At 38.5% G+C, this 15,868-nt stretch carries 19 protein-coding genes; 12 read left to right on the top strand and 7 right to left on the bottom strand.

All coding sequences use genetic code 11. From position 1 onward, the window contains the following. Positions 1-214: 214 nt before the first annotated feature. A complete protein-coding gene (gene cydB / locus AC2JBO_RS34065) occupies positions 215-1,228 on the top strand; it encodes a cytochrome d ubiquinol oxidase subunit II (RefSeq protein WP_496958068.1) in 1,014 nt (337 codons plus the stop codon). 122 nt (positions 1,229-1,350) lie between these two features. Here cydB and AC2JBO_RS34060 read toward each other — a convergent pair whose 3' ends face one another. Then, entirely contained in the window at positions 1,351-2,076 is a 726-nt protein-coding gene (locus tag AC2JBO_RS34060) for a phytanoyl-CoA dioxygenase family protein (RefSeq protein ID WP_496958067.1), read from the bottom strand. A 58-nt stretch (positions 2,077-2,134) separates the two neighbouring features. After that, on the bottom strand, positions 2,135-3,331 hold the full coding sequence (locus AC2JBO_RS34055) for a sensor histidine kinase (RefSeq protein ID WP_496958066.1): 1,197 nt from the start codon (positions 3,329-3,331) through the stop codon (positions 2,135-2,137). 231 nt (positions 3,332-3,562) lie between these two features. Between AC2JBO_RS34055 and AC2JBO_RS34050 the strand changes: the two genes are divergently transcribed. The 5 genes from AC2JBO_RS34050 to AC2JBO_RS34030 all read left to right on the top strand — a co-directional run bounded on the left by AC2JBO_RS34050 (position 3,563) and on the right by AC2JBO_RS34030 (position 6,340). After that, positions 3,563-4,018, top strand: a complete 456-nt coding sequence (locus AC2JBO_RS34050; protein WP_496958065.1) for a Spy/CpxP family protein refolding chaperone — start codon at positions 3,563-3,565, stop codon at positions 4,016-4,018. A gap of 206 nt (positions 4,019-4,224) precedes the next feature. After that, the gene (locus AC2JBO_RS34045; protein ID WP_496958064.1) at positions 4,225-4,662 is read left to right on the top strand and encodes a hypothetical protein; all 438 of its coding nucleotides are present in this window, start codon (positions 4,225-4,227) and stop codon (positions 4,660-4,662) included. Between the two features lie 149 nt (positions 4,663-4,811). Continuing rightward, on the top strand, positions 4,812-5,033 hold the full coding sequence (gene sipA / locus AC2JBO_RS34040) for a regulatory protein SipA (protein WP_496958063.1): 222 nt from the start codon (positions 4,812-4,814) through the stop codon (positions 5,031-5,033). Between the two features lie 81 nt (positions 5,034-5,114). After that, a complete protein-coding gene (locus tag AC2JBO_RS34035; protein WP_496958062.1) occupies positions 5,115-5,669 on the top strand; it encodes a peroxiredoxin in 555 nt (184 codons plus the stop codon). Positions 5,670-5,839: 170 nt separating this feature from the next. After that, on the top strand, positions 5,840-6,340 hold the full coding sequence (locus AC2JBO_RS34030; RefSeq protein WP_496958061.1) for a hypothetical protein: 501 nt from the start codon (positions 5,840-5,842) through the stop codon (positions 6,338-6,340). Positions 6,341-6,370: 30 nt separating this feature from the next. Here the strand turns inward: AC2JBO_RS34030 and AC2JBO_RS34025 are convergent, their stop codons facing one another. The 5 genes from AC2JBO_RS34025 to cobJ form a co-directional block, all read right to left on the bottom strand. Next, positions 6,371-7,324: a DNA polymerase III subunit delta' gene (locus AC2JBO_RS34025; RefSeq protein WP_496958060.1), complete on the bottom strand. Its 954-nt coding sequence runs from the start codon at positions 7,322-7,324 to the stop codon at positions 6,371-6,373. Beyond that, entirely contained in the window at positions 7,321-7,974 is a 654-nt protein-coding gene (gene tmk / locus AC2JBO_RS34020; RefSeq protein WP_496958059.1) for a dTMP kinase, read from the bottom strand. Before tmk ends, AC2JBO_RS34025 begins: the two co-directional genes overlap by 4 nt. 17 nt (positions 7,975-7,991) lie before the next feature. Then, positions 7,992-8,696, bottom strand: coding sequence for an NAD(P)H-dependent oxidoreductase (locus tag AC2JBO_RS34015; protein ID WP_496958058.1), 705 nt, complete (start codon positions 8,694-8,696; stop codon positions 7,992-7,994). A 73-nt stretch (positions 8,697-8,769) separates the two neighbouring features. After that, positions 8,770-9,243, bottom strand: coding sequence for a nucleotidyltransferase domain-containing protein (locus AC2JBO_RS34010; protein WP_496958057.1), 474 nt, complete (start codon positions 9,241-9,243; stop codon positions 8,770-8,772). A gap of 28 nt (positions 9,244-9,271) precedes the next feature. After that, positions 9,272-11,047, bottom strand: a complete 1,776-nt coding sequence (cobJ, locus tag AC2JBO_RS34005; protein ID WP_496958056.1) for a precorrin-3B C(17)-methyltransferase — start codon at positions 11,045-11,047, stop codon at positions 9,272-9,274. A 140-nt stretch (positions 11,048-11,187) separates the two neighbouring features. On the opposite strand from cobJ, the gene AC2JBO_RS34000 reads away from it, so the two are divergent. The 6 genes from AC2JBO_RS34000 to AC2JBO_RS33975 all read left to right on the top strand — a co-directional run. Continuing rightward, positions 11,188-11,346 (top strand): hypothetical protein, encoded by a 159-nt coding sequence (locus AC2JBO_RS34000; RefSeq protein ID WP_496958055.1) that lies wholly within the window; start codon positions 11,188-11,190, stop codon positions 11,344-11,346. A gap of 102 nt (positions 11,347-11,448) precedes the next feature. Then, positions 11,449-12,990 (top strand): CPBP family glutamic-type intramembrane protease, encoded by a 1,542-nt coding sequence (locus AC2JBO_RS33995; protein WP_496958054.1) that lies wholly within the window; start codon positions 11,449-11,451, stop codon positions 12,988-12,990. A gap of 1,012 nt (positions 12,991-14,002) precedes the next feature. Further along, positions 14,003-14,278, top strand: a complete 276-nt coding sequence (locus tag AC2JBO_RS33990) for a TM2 domain-containing protein (RefSeq protein WP_496958053.1) — start codon at positions 14,003-14,005, stop codon at positions 14,276-14,278. A 215-nt stretch (positions 14,279-14,493) separates the two neighbouring features. Next, positions 14,494-14,862: a ComEA family DNA-binding protein gene (locus AC2JBO_RS33985; RefSeq protein WP_496958052.1), complete on the top strand. Its 369-nt coding sequence runs from the start codon at positions 14,494-14,496 to the stop codon at positions 14,860-14,862. A 70-nt stretch (positions 14,863-14,932) separates the two neighbouring features. Next, complete coding sequence (locus AC2JBO_RS33980; RefSeq protein WP_496958051.1) at positions 14,933-15,115, top strand: hypothetical protein; 183 nt, start codon at positions 14,933-14,935, stop codon at positions 15,113-15,115. 108 nt (positions 15,116-15,223) lie between these two features. Continuing rightward, the coding region (locus tag AC2JBO_RS33975) for a cation transporter (protein ID WP_496958069.1) at positions 15,224-15,868 on the top strand (645 nt) is incomplete at its 3' end.

Raw genomic sequence — 15,868 nt, 5'->3', positions numbered from 1 at the left:
CCTTTACTTTGGCAGTCGAATAATTCGTAAAGGTCCAAATCTTAATTTGCCAATACCGGGTATCGAATCACAACCTGCGCTCGACACAACACCCGCAGAATTTGTACCCGATGAACGTCCAATAGAAGCACAGCAGTGACGCTATAACAATTCTTAAACGAAGTGATCGCATCTAATAGCGTCACGCACAGGAACGAGTTAGGAGTTAACAAACATGGAAACGCTTAAATACTTTCTACCGCAAGTCTGGTTTGGAATATTAGCCTTATTTTTATTCCTCTACGTTATGCTAGACGGATTTGATCTAGGAGTAGGAATACTCTCACTTACAGCTTCTGATGAAGAGCGACGTGGTATTTTAATGACCAGCTTGAGTAATATCTGGGATGCCAACGAAACTTGGCTCGTATTAATGGGAGGTAGTTTGTTCGGCGCCTTTCCACTTGCCTACGCGACAATATTGAACGCGCTGTATATACCAGTGAGCATGATGCTGTTTGGGTTTATTTTTCGTGCAGTAGCATTTGAGTTTCGCGAACACGCAAATCGAAAATTATTTTGGAACGTCGCTTTTGGCACCGGAAGTTTTTTAGCTGCGCTTGGACAGGGATTTGCATTAGGTGCTGTTCTTGAGGGTATTGTAGTTGATGAGGCAGGTCACTTTACTGGAACTACTCTGGATTTTTTGAGTTGGCAATCTGTGTTAGTCGCTTTGACTTTGATTCAAGGTTACGTCTTAATTGGGTCAACTTATCTGATTTGGAAAACTGAAGGTGAGTTACAGGACAACCATTACAAAACAGCTAAAATTGCCGCCTACACTACTCTAATTGGAGCCATATTTATTACAATCTCCACACCAGTATTTTATCAAAGCGCGCGTACAAAATTATTCGAGGCGCCGCTAGTGTATGTTTTCGCGATAATTCCTGTACTAGGAGTTTGGTTAATATGGCAACTACTTGGCAGCTTAGAGAAAAAACAAGATAAGGCGCCATTCATATGGACGATACTAATTTTCGTTTTGACATTCATTGGGTTAGCTTTAGTTGTTTTTCCATATATCATTCCGACTCAAATCACAATATATCAAGCTGCCGCAGACCCTAGCGCACTGGTGTTTATGCTGATTTTTATTGGCTTTCTCATTCCAATCATGTTATTCTACAACATCTATCAATACGTAGTATTCAGAGGCAAAGTCACAAGCCACCAATACGGTGAGTAGGGTGTGTGACGCTACCCACAACCGTCAAACGAAGCGAATAAACCAGTAGCGTCACGCACGATATGTACAAACAAAGTGAGTAGGTTGGGTTCCGCAAAGCCTCTACCCAACCTACAAAACATCTACAAAGAGACACCAGGAATTCTAAGAATACGGCGTTGTGAAGGACTTAAATCAGGGAAATTATCAGCATTATAATAATATCTAGCCCAAGCTGTAGATTGAGGAGAATATTTATAAAATAGTGTTCGACGTTCGTTTTTGCCTTGCCAAGGTACAGTTCCATGAGTCAAAGCTTCAGTAAAAATAATTGCACTCCCAGCTTTTACCGATACAGTTTTTACACACCTATGGGGAGTTGCTAAATTTTCCCATGCTTGGGGGAAAGGATAGTTACTTTTGTGACTACCTGGAACACAACCAAAACCACCATCACCTTGATTTACGTCATTGAGTTCATAAGCAACTGCTGTTAAACCATTATACATTTTGCCATGTTTAAACTCGTAATACTGGCAAGGGTCATGAGGGTTTCCACCACCGTGAAGCAACGAACCAATTGGCCCGACTCCTTGACCAATAATATGAACATAGTCATGGTCTAAGCGAAACTCTCCTAGCAATTCAGAAAGATAAGGAGTAATACGAGGATTATCGATGATATCAAGAAACGGTTTACCCCAACTTAGTAAGCAATCACATCTGTAGTAATTACCGTTTGTGTGTTCTTGCAGGTTCCTTTTGTTGTCTAAAGATGAATTTAATATCGCTATTTGGTCGCTGTTTAAAGCGTTTTCAACAACTATAAATCCTTGCAAGTCAAATAGATAACGCTCTAATTCAGTCATGGATAAAGGGGAAAAGTAAAAGGAGCAAGTTTATTTTACAAGAAACTGGGTTCTGTGTTTAGCCATGCTCGATTAGTACTTGTATTTCGCAACCATTATTTAAAGAAGTTTCAATATTAAACTTACCTCCCAAAGCTTCGGTACGCTCGCGCATACTTTGTAAACCAAAACCTTTTGTATGTTGATTGATATCAAATCCAATACCGTTATCTTGAATCCTTAAATATAATTTTGAAGGATTGCTGATTAAGTCTAACTCAACTTTTGTTGCGTTTGCATATTTACAAATATTTGTTAAAGACTCTTGAATAATCCTATATACTGCAATACTAAGCTCGCTTGAAAGCGGAGTTGTGATATCAATTATATGTTTTGGCTTAACACTGGTTGCTAGTTCGACATCTTCTAAAAGCATCACCACTGCCTGTTGAAGTGATTCTTTTTGCCAAGGGTGTAAGCGTAATGCTGACACTGATTGTCGCACATCTTGCAATGCTTTAGAACCTAACTCTTTCGCACGTACCAGAAAATCTTGTGCTTTGGTTGGATTTGATTGCGAAAGTTTCAAAGCTGTTTCTAATTGTAAATTAAGTGCTGTTAATGAATGTCCTAATGAATCGTGAATTTCCCGCGCGATTCGGTTTCGTTCTTCTAAGGTCGCTTGATGTTCAACTTTGCTAGCATACTGTTTCAACTTTTGATTTGCTGCCGCTAGCTTTTCACGACTTTGCCGCTCTGACACAACTGTATTCATTAGTAATAACACAAAAATCAGTGCTAAAGCAAATAACACGATAAAACTTAACGTAAAAAAGCGAAATTTTTCTTGAGCTACTGGTGATACAGGAAATCTGTTAAACTTACGAAAAATTGTAAATAAAAATAAACTGAAGGATAATGATGTTATAACTAATCGACCCGGTAATTTAAAAATTAAACAACTTCGAGTTACTAAAATCAAATATATGAATGGGAATAAACGTGATGTTCGACCACCAAAAAGTATCGTAATTAAAATCAAACAAACTTCAAAAGCTGTATAAATTATTTTGCTCCATTGATTTTTTTGTGGCAACCACAATCCCATCAAACCAAAAATTATTAAACTGCAAATAGTTAGTTCAGGAAAATCCTGTGAATTTTTTATCCACGGAGTTGGCGCCAGTGAACTAAAGACAGCAATCGTTAAAAGTGCCCACTCCAGATAAAGCAGAAATCGAAACGGATGATTTTTAAACTGAATCGAGTTATTCATCTTGTCCATACCTTCAAGTACAATTAATTACGTATTAAAGATTTAAATAATAACTCTGTGTATCTAAATTAATAACTTATCATTTAAGCGGCAACAAAAGCTAGTTAAATTCGTCACATCCTGATCCATGACCATAGTCATGGTTAAAGTCATGACTTTTTTCAAATATGGCATCTTTACAAAATTATTTATGATGGCAGTATTAAATACGATAACCATAAGAACAACCACATGAAATCCAAATTGCCACTCCTCGTTGGAATTATAACCTTGAGCTTAACCACTATCCCTTTTACTGTTAAAGCTGATACATTCAGAAATCATTCGCAGATTGTAGCTCAGGGAACAGACGCAAAACCCAATCGTGGCAAATTTGCACAAGAATTAGGATTGACGGATGCACAGAAAGCACGGTTAAGCGAGATTCGTAAGAACACACGTGCTGAAATCGAAAAAGTTCTGACTCCTGAACAGCGCACTCAGTGGGAAACCGCAAAACAAAACCGTCAAGCTCGTCGTGGAGGATTTAAAGCTTTGAATCTTAGCGAAGACCAACGCGCCCAAATCAAGACAATTCGGGAATCAGCTAAAACTGAAATGGAAAAAGTATTTACCCCAGAACAGAAACAAAAAATTGAGCAAATGCGTCAAAACAGAAGCTCTTATCGTCAACAACAAAATCGCTAAACTTCCAAACCCGGTTTCTAAGTAAATATCTGGAAACCGGAAGTTTTATTATTAACCATCAAAATTCTGAAAACGCAGCTTAAAATTTTGCGTAATTATTTAAAATTTTCACAATATTGCCGATGTTAGTGGATTTCCCTGACATGTTTTTAAGCAATGGCTTTCTATAATAGTGAAAGCAATAGGAGAAATCTAAGAGGCAGTAAATGAAATTTAAAAGCTTACCAATTTTAGCTGGAGCAATTGCTCTTGGCTTGACAGCAATCCCTTTTACAGGAGCGAGTGCGAAGCCAGCACAGCAAACTGCTCAAAACCAGCCAGCTGTTGCTCCACCACCGCAAATCACACTTACAGCGCAACAACAAGAGCAAGTGAAAAAAATTAACGTTCAAGTTCGCAAGGACATTGAGCGTGTTCTAACACCAAAGCAACGCGAACAACTTCAAAAATCGCTGCAAGCGCGTCGCTCACCACAGCAAATTACTGGCGACTTGAAATTAACACAAGACCAAGGTAGACAGCTACAACAAATTGTTGCTGGTTCGCAAAAGCAAATTTTTGAAACTGTTTTAACACCCCAACAACAGAATCAAATCAAACAATACTACCAAAGTCGCCAAAACTCTGGTGCGAAACCTAGATAGTCTAATTTATACAAATTTACTACTCAAAATCAACCCGTTCATATTTTTGGACGGGTTGATTTTGATTGGAAATCATATTTTTGGGTGAGGAAAGCTGCTATTTTGGTAGATATTTATGACTATGGGTCGAGGTGCCCCACATACAGATAATGTCTAAAGAATTTATTGTTGGTAGTCTTGTTCGAGTTGTTGCATTGCCGCCATATGTTAAAACTGCTGATACAATGCCAATGCTACGCCCTCCCGATATTATTCAGCTTGGTGAGGAAGGTATCGTAATTGACCGCCGTCCAGGTGGATATTGGGGTATACGTTTCACGCGCGGAACTTTTCTTATCGATAGTCAATATATTGAATCAGTTAAGTTATAAGTGCTGAGTGCTGAGTAACAAATTAAACTACTCACCACTTTATTGTAAACTTATATGAAGATGTGATTTTGGTTTGTATAAATGATTTCTCGTCGCCATTTACTGAGTATACTGCTGGTTGGCTGTTTGACTTTCTTGTCTGTGTTTAATTTGGCGCCAGTTGCCCATGCACTAGGTGGTAAATTACCCGAAATCAATAAACCTGCACCCGATTTTACATTACCAACTAACACAGGTAATGGAACGATAGGGCTAGGAGACTTACGTGGGAAGTGGGTAGTACTTTATTTCTATCCAAAAGATTTTACATCGGGATGTACGATTGAAGCGCGTCGATTTCAACAAGACTTGCCCAAGTACACTGCAAAAAATGCTGAAATTATTGGTGTAAGTGCAGATGATATAGACTCACACGCTGAGTTTTGCGACTCGGAAGGTTTAAAATTTTCCTTACTCGCTGATACGACTGGTGCTGTAAGTAAAGCCTACGGTTCATGGATGAGTTTTATATCGATGCGTCACAGTTTTATTATTGACCCTGAAGGAATACTACGTGAAACCTTTGTTAAGGTTAATCCAAATATTCACAGTCAAGAAGTTCTTGCTCGTTTAGAAGAGTTACAAAAAGCTGCTTAATTTTAGATTTTAGATTTTAGATTTTAGATTTTGGATTAAATCTAAAATTCAAAATCTATTCATGTCCCGTTATCCGAAGGATATCCCGAAGGGTAGGGAAAATCCAAAATTCTAATATTCTTCTTTCCGTGCGTTAAAACTAGAATAATGATTCTTTGTAGTTTAAATTCATGGAGATCGAGTCCCAAAACACCGCTCAAACCGCTACGGAAAGTTTGGAATTTGCCGAACCTATACCTCGTAAATCTTTAGAGATACTTCGAGACACTGAAGCTTTACTGCGTCGTCCAACTGTTGCTGCTATCGTTCCTATCTTACCCGCAAATGTTAGCAGGCGCCTTGAAGCTGCAAATACTGTAGCAGATGATACTTTAAATAAGTTAGCAGAAATTGATGTTGAACAAATATCAGACTGGGAACTTCGACCAGCGAGGATTAAGGTTGGTTTAAGTTTCGTCGGCTTTAGCGCACTAATGGTTATAGTTCTACTGTTGTATTTGTATACACTTCACCCAGAGTTAAAACCAATTGAGCAAGTAGCAAGGTATTGGTACGAATATATTTGGTTTGTTAATGTTGGTGTAGCAGGTATGTTTGTATTGGGGCGCGAAGCTATGCGTCCAATCCAAAAACCAAAAAAGAAAAAACGCAAAGTATATACATATAGATAACTCGTACAGACGCTCCGGTTCCTCGCGTCTCTACTCAGCACTCAGCACTTTTAAAAAAGTACATTCCCAAACTAAACGTGGTTGAGCGTAACAAAGCAAATTTTTTCTAGTTTGTTCAAGCTGCTTAATGATATTGGGTTCATATCGCTGTTGCCAGTATGATTGTTGGAGATAGTCAACAAGCCATAATTGAGCTTCAGTATCTAATTCTTTATCGATTTGTTTGGCTAATTCTAAGCAGTCACGTAAGTTTGCGGGTGTTTTGGTAACTGCTTTTAATAAGTCTGAATTAATAGCCTGCATTTTTTGGTAAGATTCTATTGCTTCCCCTGGACTTCCAGCTGCTATATTCATGATTGCTGGATGCTGCAATATTTCTTGATGACCTGTTAAAGTTAATACCTCTGCCATTGCGGATGTTTCGAGGCGATAAAATGGTATTCGCTGACATCGCGATACGATAGTTGGTAGTATGGCATCAACTGATGGCGCCATCAAAATTAACGTTGCTTTTCCTGGTTCTTCAAGAGTTTTGAGTAAAGCGTTTGCGGCAGATTCTGCCATTGTTTCGGCTTGTTCAATTATTACTGCACTTCTAGGCGCCATCATTGGTGGACGACTCAGAAATACAGTAATTTCACGGACTTGCTCCAGACGAATAACGGGTGGCGCCTTGCGTTTAAGTTTTTTTTCCGCTGCTTCAGCAGGGGTCAACCGTTGTCCTTGATATTGGTACGTTGGCTGTACCCAAAGTACATCGGGATGATTACCTTGCTGTAAACGCTTTTGATTTGTTGAGCCATTAGATAAGTTATTGGAAAATAATAACTCGACGAAACAACGTGCCGCTAAACTCCTTCCCACTCCATCGGCGCCTGCAAATAGATATGCTGGAGCAATTCTATTTTTGACAACCGCTTGTGTAAGTAACTTTACTGCCTGCTGTTGTCCGATGAGAGGTGCAAAAAATCCGTCATCTGTCATTGGATAGATTTTTTGATAAGAGATAAATTGTGAAAACGTTCAACGCAAATTTGTTGAATCTGACGTTGTATAGTTTTTTTGTTCTGATTTGCATTGATTCTAGCAATTTTTTCGGGGTATGTGGTAGCGAGAGTTGTATACCCTTGTTGGACACGATGATGAAAGTCCAATTTTTCTTGTTCAATTCTATCAGCTACTTCGCCGCTACTGCGTTTACGTGCGAGTCCAGTTTCAGCGTCCAAGTCAAACCAAAGTACCAAATCTGATTCTAAACCAGCAGTAGCAATTGTATTTAATTGGTTAATCAAATCCATATCTAAAGCACGACCATAACCTTGGTATGCAATAGTCGAATAAATAAAGCGGTCGCACAGTACATATTTTCCCGCTACAATATTTGGTTTTAGTTCTTGCTCCACGTGTTGCGCGCGGTCAGCAGCATATAATAGTAATTCAGTACGGTTAGCAATGGGGTCACTGTTAGCTTCGAGCAGTAATCTTCGTAAATGTACACCTAAGTTAGTTCCCCCAGGTTCGCGGGTAACAACAACAGGAATACCCAAACTTTTCAACCATTCACTCGTCAACAAAATTTGGGTAGTTTTACCACATCCTTCTACCCCCTCAAAAACAATTAATTTACCTTCCATAATTTATTGCACCTAACCTACATACTTTTCAATTGAAAGTTTTCATCAAAATCAGCAAGTGAAGGATAAACAATAGGCAAAGTTTCATTTATATTCAATAATCTTTCCTCATACTCTCTAAAATAACCTTTACGTCGCTCATCATTAACTTGACTGGCACCAAAAGCAATAAAAGGAGGCAAAACATCAAACCCTACAAACCTGAGAATTCCATGATTAATAGGATAAAGAATGCTGTTAATATATCCATTAATACCCACTTCAGTAAACATCGGTAACTTGCCACCAGTAGTGAGTGACAACATTGCCTTTTTGTGTTGGAAAACTCCATTGTCATACCATTTGACACCACCGTAAATTTTTCCTGCGGCAAAGACTCTATCTACCCATCCTTTTAAAATAGGAGGAAGTCCAAACCACCACAGCGGAAACTGGAATATCAAGACATCGCACCAAAAGAGCTTTTCCATTTCAGCTTTAATGTCTTCCGAGAAACCATCAATTTCCGTTGCGTAACGCTCTTCATTTTGCTGTTGAAAGTATTTTGTATCTTTTTGCGAAGTAAAATTACTACGGTCAGATATTGGGTCAAAGTTCATTGCATACAAATCAGAGATAATTACTTCATTACCTGTTTGCTCTAATAAAGCTTTTGCATGTCGAGTTAATGCGCTATTAAAACTTTGTGCTTCTGGATGAGCATGAACTATAAATATTTTCATTTTTTCCACAGCTTTTGTGCAAAGCTACTATTCTATAACATGTATCACTTAATCGCAACCAAAATAATTACTTTCAAGTTAACCCTATTAAATCAACAACATCATTGTGGCGCCCCAATAATTGCTTATATTCGATAATTTTTTCTAATTTTTTAACATTGAGCTTTAAGCCTTCATAAAAAATGATATTAAAGTTAGACAAATCATCATCTAAACGAACATGTGTATCTTGGTGATATATAAAAGCATCTTCGGCTTGATTGATTTCAATATCAACTCCATAAATTACTAGAGTCATCATGAACAAATCAAATTCGTCGTCAACGAGACGCATCAAATCAATCGCTATATATTCGCGAAATAATTCCGCAACTCTTTCGATATCTTTTTGCGCTACCTCAATATCTATATCATGTAGCTCCCATTGCGAACCGTAAAGATTACCCGCTAAACCTCCTGTAATTCGATATGTAATATCATGTTGTTCAAACGTCGGGATAATTAGCTTTAAAGCTTTAATGTGATTTTCGGATATAGCTGGGTTCATATTTCAATACCATATTAAAGTTGCGCTTTTAATCTCGATACTCGCGCGGTGTGTAAACCCAAACACCTGCTTGATGTTTTATTGCCCGTGTTTTGCTTGAACCTACCAACACGAGAGTTCGCATATCGACTTCTTCAGGTAATAATTCTTCCAGCGTCCTAACTGTCACTGACTCACCGACTCTGCCAAGATTACGAGCAAGTATTACAGGAGTTTGGGGTAAACGATATTTTAATAGAATTTCGCGCGCTGATGCTAGTTGCCAAGTGCGCTGTTTTGACGCTGGGTTATAAAAAGCTATTACCATATCAGCTTCCGCAGCAGCAGTAATACGTCGCTCGATAATTGACCAAGGTTTGAGGATATCAGATAAAGAAATAGCACAAAAATCATGCCCAATTGGCGCCCCAATTTTTGCCGCAGCTGCTTGTAAAGCTGATATACCTGGAGCAACTTGAATTTGTACACGCTGCCATTGGGGTAACGGGTTAGAGTCGAGCATCTCAAATACTGCTGCTGCCATCGCGTAAATACCTGGGTCTCCTGATGAGACTACAGCTACAGTACACCCGGATGCTGCTAAATCTAAAGCCATCTTTGCTCGCGCTAATTCTTCACGATTATCAAACTCATGGCGCCTTTGTCCAGAACGTAAGGCGCCAGCTAAATCTAAGTAAAAACTGTAACCAACTAAATCGGTAGCTTGATTGAGTATTTGTTTGACTTCAGGAGACATCCAATGCTCTGAGCCTGGTCCAGTTCCAACTATAAATAACTTTCCTCTCTTGTTTCCGATGTTCTCAGTATCAATTATGGACGAAGAGGAAGCGATAGCAATAGGTAAGGAAATCGATGGTTGCACAAGTAATTTAGCAGATGACCCTGCTGCATAAAGCGCTAGTAACTCAACAATTTTAGCTTGAGACTCTATTTTTTTACCTTGATCCCTGACTATATCGTTTAAATTTAAAAGGCGAAGCGGTACATTTAAAACGCGCGCAATTTCATTAATTGCAGGTTCAGCAGCTTCTTCATCCAGAGCAAATATCCCTGCTACCGATGAGACAGCAAGTCCAGAAGAAGCAAGCAACTGCCGAACCAAAACTACCGCATCTTCTTTATTGACGTTACCAGCAGTACTTATACCGATAGCTAAAGTCGCAGGATGATAAACCAAACAGTCTGGACTGTAATCAGTTTCATATTCCGTCACCCGAATCTCTAAATCTCCATTTGCATCAAAAGGTAGTTTACTATTGACCAACCAATTTAGATTTTCCTTAGTTTTGTCTTCGAGCTTACTTTCCAACTTTACCGTGGCGCCTGCGAGTAAATCCGAGATAAACCCCTTCGCATTTTCTGGATTTGCCAAATGATATCCTGGTGGGGGAGCTAATAACGCCGTGCGAAAGCGAATATCTCCTGTCGTCGTAATTGCTGGTTTCACCTCAAGCACACCTGCAACAAGTCTAGCCAAATCATTAACACCTTGAAGTCCCCCTAACAAAGGTACAACGGCACTACCATCTTCAGCTACAGCTAAAACTGGCGGTTCCGTGCGTTTGTCTGAGATAATCGGAGCAATCGAGCGAATCAAAATCCCAGCCGCGCAAATCCCAACTATCGGTCTTCCACTAGCGAATAATTCCCGTAGTGTCTCCCCAAAATTAGTAAAACTTACATCTACACCTGTAGTGCGCTCCGCTAAACCATAAATATCAGCATTCGGTAAAGCACTTGCTAGAAGGCGCCCAAGTGAAACACTATTTTGGCTAAGTACAATAATCGCAGCAGTTGGAAGCATTTTTAGCCATAAATCTCAAACCTCTCATTATCTTAGCAGGCAATAAACACACTACTAGTTCATGTCAAAAGTTTTGGTTGGTTGGCAACTGACGTTACAGCATGGTAGGGTGTGTGACGCTACGGGAAATTCCACTCAATATGAAGAGACTTGTAGCGTCACGCACCATCCATCGCTGGTGCGTCAAAGCACATGATTTTCGTTTTATTGAAGACCCTAATAGCTTTGACGCACCCTACTATCAACTCTCTGTTGTTCTCTATGTCTCTGTGGTAAATAAATATACCGTATTTTCTTAGTCACATAAATGTCTATTCATATTGATAGGCGCCAGCCGCACTATATTAAGAGATAATTCGATTTAGTAGGATACATGGATAAGGTTTGTTTGAGGAACAGTAATGACATTTAAGCGATTGATATTAATTATATTAACAGTAGGAACAATCCTGTTATCAGGGTCAGCATTATATGAAAGTCTCCAAGAATCTCAATATCAAAGTCGCTTAGAACTCTATCAAACCGATATAGTTTTGCAGGCAGCAGACTGGAAGCAAGATGGGAAAAATTATCAAGAAGCGCAAAACGCGATTTTAGGCGCCAACCCAACTGAAAGCGCAGCACAACAATACGCAGAAGCACGCTCCAGTGCCAAGAAAGCTATAGAAAAAACAAAACAGCGCATTGAAAAGTTGAGTCAACAAAGCACTCAATCAAGCCTAGTAGATAATAAAAGCCAGGTAAACTTAAAACTTTTATTAAAATCCCTTGACGAACAGCAAAAAACGCTAACAGAACTTGAACTGCGTTTGGGAGTCTTACAAGCAGAACTTTCAAAAACCGAGCAAGCACTTAAAACCTGGGAGCAAGTAGAGCAGCGTCAACTAGTCTATCCCGACATGAGTAAAACCGCGCGGGTGTTATCAGGATTATGGGGTAATCCCGTAACTGTGTTGCCCGATGCTCAAGAATTGATTACTAGTCAGCTAAATGGATGGTTTAGAACCCACGCACTATCAAAACTATATAAACTGACTGACCGTACTGATGCACTCAAAACTCTCGAAGCATCACAGCAACAAGAAGCAGAACAAGCTTTACTCAAGTTAACGATTGTTGGTGTAGTTCCAAACTTAGCAGGTTTACTAGGTTTGATTACACTCCTGATTTTGTTAGGTCAACGCTTGCTGAAAGGAAAAGCTTCGATATTAGCAGGGAATAACGAACTAGCTTGGTCAACTCCTTGGGATGTAGAGACAATTGTACAAGTTTTTGTCGGTGGCTTTTTCTTGATGGGACAGCTTGTAGTCCCCCTTGTTTTGTCTTCGTTACCTCTTCCTCGTCCTACTGGTAATATTCGGTTGCAAGCTGTATACGTTTTAGTCAGCTATCTTTTTGTCGCTGCTGGTGCATTATCAGTTTTATATTTCTCTATCAAACGTTTTTTACCGCTCAGTGACGATTGGTTTCGCTTTCGCTTAGGTGGTAAGTGGATATTATGGGGATTAGGTGGCTATTGTGTAGCTATACCCATCGTTTTGTTCGTGTCATTAATCAATCAACAAATTTGGCAAGGTCAAGGTGGAAGTAATCCTTTATTGCAGCTTGCTCTCGAAGCTCAGGACTCTGTTGCGCTAGGTATATTTTTTACAACTGCTGCAATAGCTGCTCCGCTATTCGAGGAATTTTTGTTCCGTGGTTTTTTACTCCCATCTCTTACTCGTTATATGCCTGTGTGGGTATCTATTTTTACTAGCAGCTTTATTTTTGCTGCTGCTCACCTCAGCTTGTCCGAAATTTTACCTTTGACATCTTTGGGGATCATTTTAGGAGTTGTGTACACCCGCTCACGAAATCTTTTGGCGCCAATACTGCTACATAGCCTTTGGAACAGTGGTACACTCCTAACTTTATTCGTTCTTGGCAGCAGTAATCGTCCTTAATTATCCCTCTAGCCCTTGACTAATTCAGGAACTTATGCATTAATATATCTCAACAATAAAAAATAACAGCAAATTATGTATGTGAGTCAAGACCATTGTTAAGTTAATTACTAATCAATCCCGAAAAATACCTTAAATATATCCCTTGGTAGTTAACAATTCATTTACTATAATGGTAGTATCATGTTAGTGCTTCAAAAGTACTGACATACTACTAAATATAATTAGGCTGATATTCCGAACAAGTAAATTAAAAACCTCGATTGCAGTTTTTATACTGGTGATTTAGCGTGGTAAAATCGGTGTATATTTTGTTTTGGACTTCGTTTTAGAATTCCGGAACAATTTTAAAGCTGAGAAAGTCTAAGCTAGTATTCTGGTAGTAGCAAGTGAGAAAAGTCCGGAAATAAAGCTGATAGGTTGTAGAAAGTAATATATAGTAGCAGTTTTGAAGAATTTGAGTTTTGGCTTACTTTTGAGCTAAAAAACTCTGATTCGCACTTAGACAAAGCTGCTACAGTCTGATTTATTTTCAAATTAAATCCTACAAACATAAAAACCTGATAGTTGCAAGCTAGTAGCGTGCGACTAGGTTCCCTATAGATACATAAAGGAGCGTTTTTCATTGTGTTTAGGCGCCCTAAAAACGGCTATCAGTTTTATAGAAGTGTTTCTACTTAATTTAAGTAGGTAGGCACGAAAAAAGTCAACTCGAAGAAAGAAAGCTAGCTGTTTAAGTTTAGCTGTAAGCAAGCAGTGGAAAAAACTGCTCTTCTTTACAGTTATTCAGTAAATGTTGGCTACTAGTTATTCTTACGTTATATTTTTCACCTGCTTACTCGATATTTGTTGATAGCAATTTCCTAGTAAATTCAATCAGTTATTTGGCTGTACTAAGAGCGTAATTTATATTTACGTTCACATAGACTTTATGGTCAAATTTATTAGGATTTTTGTATTGTATTAAAACCAATCAAGCTTTATTTATATTTCTACGGAGCAGCGCAATAAAATGGCAAACCTTACCCCCAGTCACGCTACGAAACAACTCTTATCCGGTTATTGCGGTATTATTTTTGGTGGATTAGGAATCCATAAATTTATTTTGGGTTATTCCGCTGAAGGTTCAATTATGCTGGTTATTTCTATACTTGGTGCAATTTTTGCTTACGGTATACCATTTCTAGTTATGCAGCTTGTTGGATTAGTCGAAGGCATGATTTATTTAAATAAAAGTCACGAAGAATTCGTTGATACATACTTTGCTCAAAAACAAGGTTGGTTCTAGAATTAGCATAAAAGATTTTATTGCAATATTTCTACCATAATTTCAAAAAAGTGCTGTTATTACGGCACTTTTTAAATATTTATACTAATAAATGTATACAAATATGAATAATTATAGTTTCAATAAAAATCATATTTACTATTGTAATATATTTATATTCTTAAAAAACATTATAGCGTTTCCCGTTATAATGAAGTACACAATGGCGGGCAAAGATGCCCACCCACAAAAAATTTACTAATTTTATATGTACCTCAGTTGCAAATAACATTGAGTTGTTGCTCGGTGAAGGTTATATTTTTACTCATGTTGAAGAATTACATGAAATTGCAGGTATTCCTGAAAATTATGTAGTAAAAATTTCACCTCTGATCATGTTTAGCTACAACTATAAAAAAGAAGCGGATTCATCTTGGAGAAGATTAAACGCATATACAACTCATCAACTAATTGCTTGCGGTTTAGATGCGGCTATTGCAGAGAAAATTGTTATTGAAAGAGAACGTAAAGGAGATTACAAATCACTAGTTGAAGTTAAAATGCGTACAGGTTTACCTCTAAATACTTATCGCCATATTGCCTAAAACTTATTAATTTTAACGAGTGCTATAGTAGATACGTTATATTTTAAGTTTCTACTAGCCGGCTTACTTTATGCAAAAACTCAAAAAAAGCAAGTTATTTTTGCTACCATGCTTACTTATCGGATTGGGTTACTTTGGGGCAATATCTAATCTACAAGTAGATGACTTTTGGAAAAGCCAGATTGCTTTGCTTCCATTTCAACTAGGAGCTATTGCCTATTTTACATATCAGCGCAAGAGTCGAAGAATTTAAAGAAAAGTTAATTTGTTTGACAATATGTCAAAGGCGTGGATATGGCTTACGCTCAAATAAGGGATGCTTGTAATGGCGCCTAAATTTGTAGCAAATCCAACAATTTCCATGCAACTTGTCTCAAAGACTGCTTTACCCAAAGAAAATACCCAAATTACCCAACCCCCAAAAAAGATAACCCTCGATGTTGGGGGTATGAAGTGCGCTGGCTGTGTTCGTGCTGTTGAGCGGACTTTAAATCAATATCCAGGGATTGTTAGTAATAGCGTCAACTTAGCTACCTCGGTTGCTGTAGTTGAGTCAAGTGATGGAGTTGATGCGGATGCACTAGCAAAGCATTTGACGGCAGCAGGTTTTCCATCTCAACCGCGTCCCATACGTAACTATCCAAGCGAATCAAATGCACAGTATGAAGATACTGCTTCGATTCAACGTCAAGAAATGCGTTCGCAAGCCAAAAATTTATTTATAGCTGGATTTTTGCTGCTGCTTTCAAGCTTAGGGCATTTTAGTAACATTTTTAATGCACATGTACCAGAGCTAGATAATATTTGGTTTCACTGTGGGTTAGCGACGCTGACGCTGCTTATTCCTGGTCGTCCAATTATATTTGATGGCTGGTTGGGTATTCGTCGAGGGGCGCCTAACATGAATACTCTCATTGCTTTAGGAAGTGTGACAGCCTACACAGCGAGTTTGGTAGCGTTGCTGTTTCCGCTCTGGGGATGGGAATGCTTTTTTGACGAACCAGTT

This window comes from Calothrix sp. CBUCES-K 9914 (genome assembly GCF_059640475.1).
The sequence above is the reverse complement of the archived record's forward strand: the minus strand, read 5'-3'. Positions and strand labels throughout refer to the sequence as shown.

Bases quoted from the DNA above. Each gene is read 5' to 3' on its own strand.
- cydB (WP_496958068.1), top strand. From the start codon at position 215: ATGGAAACGCTTAAATACTTTCTACCGCAAGTCTGGTTTGGAATATTA.
- AC2JBO_RS34060 (WP_496958067.1), bottom strand. From the start codon at position 2,076: ATGACTGAATTAGAGCGTTATCTATTTGACTTGCAAGGATTTATAGTT.
- AC2JBO_RS34055 (WP_496958066.1), bottom strand. From the start codon at position 3,331: ATGAATAACTCGATTCAGTTTAAAAATCATCCGTTTCGATTTCTGCTT.
- AC2JBO_RS34050 (WP_496958065.1), top strand. From the start codon at position 3,563: ATGAAATCCAAATTGCCACTCCTCGTTGGAATTATAACCTTGAGCTTA.
- AC2JBO_RS34045 (WP_496958064.1), top strand. From the start codon at position 4,225: ATGAAATTTAAAAGCTTACCAATTTTAGCTGGAGCAATTGCTCTTGGC.
- sipA (WP_496958063.1), top strand. From the start codon at position 4,812: ATGTCTAAAGAATTTATTGTTGGTAGTCTTGTTCGAGTTGTTGCATTG.
- AC2JBO_RS34035 (WP_496958062.1), top strand. From the start codon at position 5,115: ATGATTTCTCGTCGCCATTTACTGAGTATACTGCTGGTTGGCTGTTTG.
- AC2JBO_RS34030 (WP_496958061.1), top strand. From the start codon at position 5,840: ATGGAGATCGAGTCCCAAAACACCGCTCAAACCGCTACGGAAAGTTTG.
- AC2JBO_RS34025 (WP_496958060.1), bottom strand. From the start codon at position 7,324: ATGACAGATGACGGATTTTTTGCACCTCTCATCGGACAACAGCAGGCA.
- tmk (WP_496958059.1), bottom strand. From the start codon at position 7,974: ATGGAAGGTAAATTAATTGTTTTTGAGGGGGTAGAAGGATGTGGTAAA.
- AC2JBO_RS34015 (WP_496958058.1), bottom strand. From the start codon at position 8,696: ATGAAAATATTTATAGTTCATGCTCATCCAGAAGCACAAAGTTTTAAT.
- AC2JBO_RS34010 (WP_496958057.1), bottom strand. From the start codon at position 9,243: ATGAACCCAGCTATATCCGAAAATCACATTAAAGCTTTAAAGCTAATT.
- cobJ (WP_496958056.1), bottom strand. From the start codon at position 11,047: ATGCTTCCAACTGCTGCGATTATTGTACTTAGCCAAAATAGTGTTTCA.
- AC2JBO_RS34000 (WP_496958055.1), top strand. From the start codon at position 11,188: ATGAAGAGACTTGTAGCGTCACGCACCATCCATCGCTGGTGCGTCAAA.
- AC2JBO_RS33995 (WP_496958054.1), top strand. From the start codon at position 11,449: ATGACATTTAAGCGATTGATATTAATTATATTAACAGTAGGAACAATC.
- AC2JBO_RS33990 (WP_496958053.1), top strand. From the start codon at position 14,003: ATGGCAAACCTTACCCCCAGTCACGCTACGAAACAACTCTTATCCGGT.
- AC2JBO_RS33985 (WP_496958052.1), top strand. From the start codon at position 14,494: ATGCCCACCCACAAAAAATTTACTAATTTTATATGTACCTCAGTTGCA.
- AC2JBO_RS33980 (WP_496958051.1), top strand. From the start codon at position 14,933: ATGCAAAAACTCAAAAAAAGCAAGTTATTTTTGCTACCATGCTTACTT.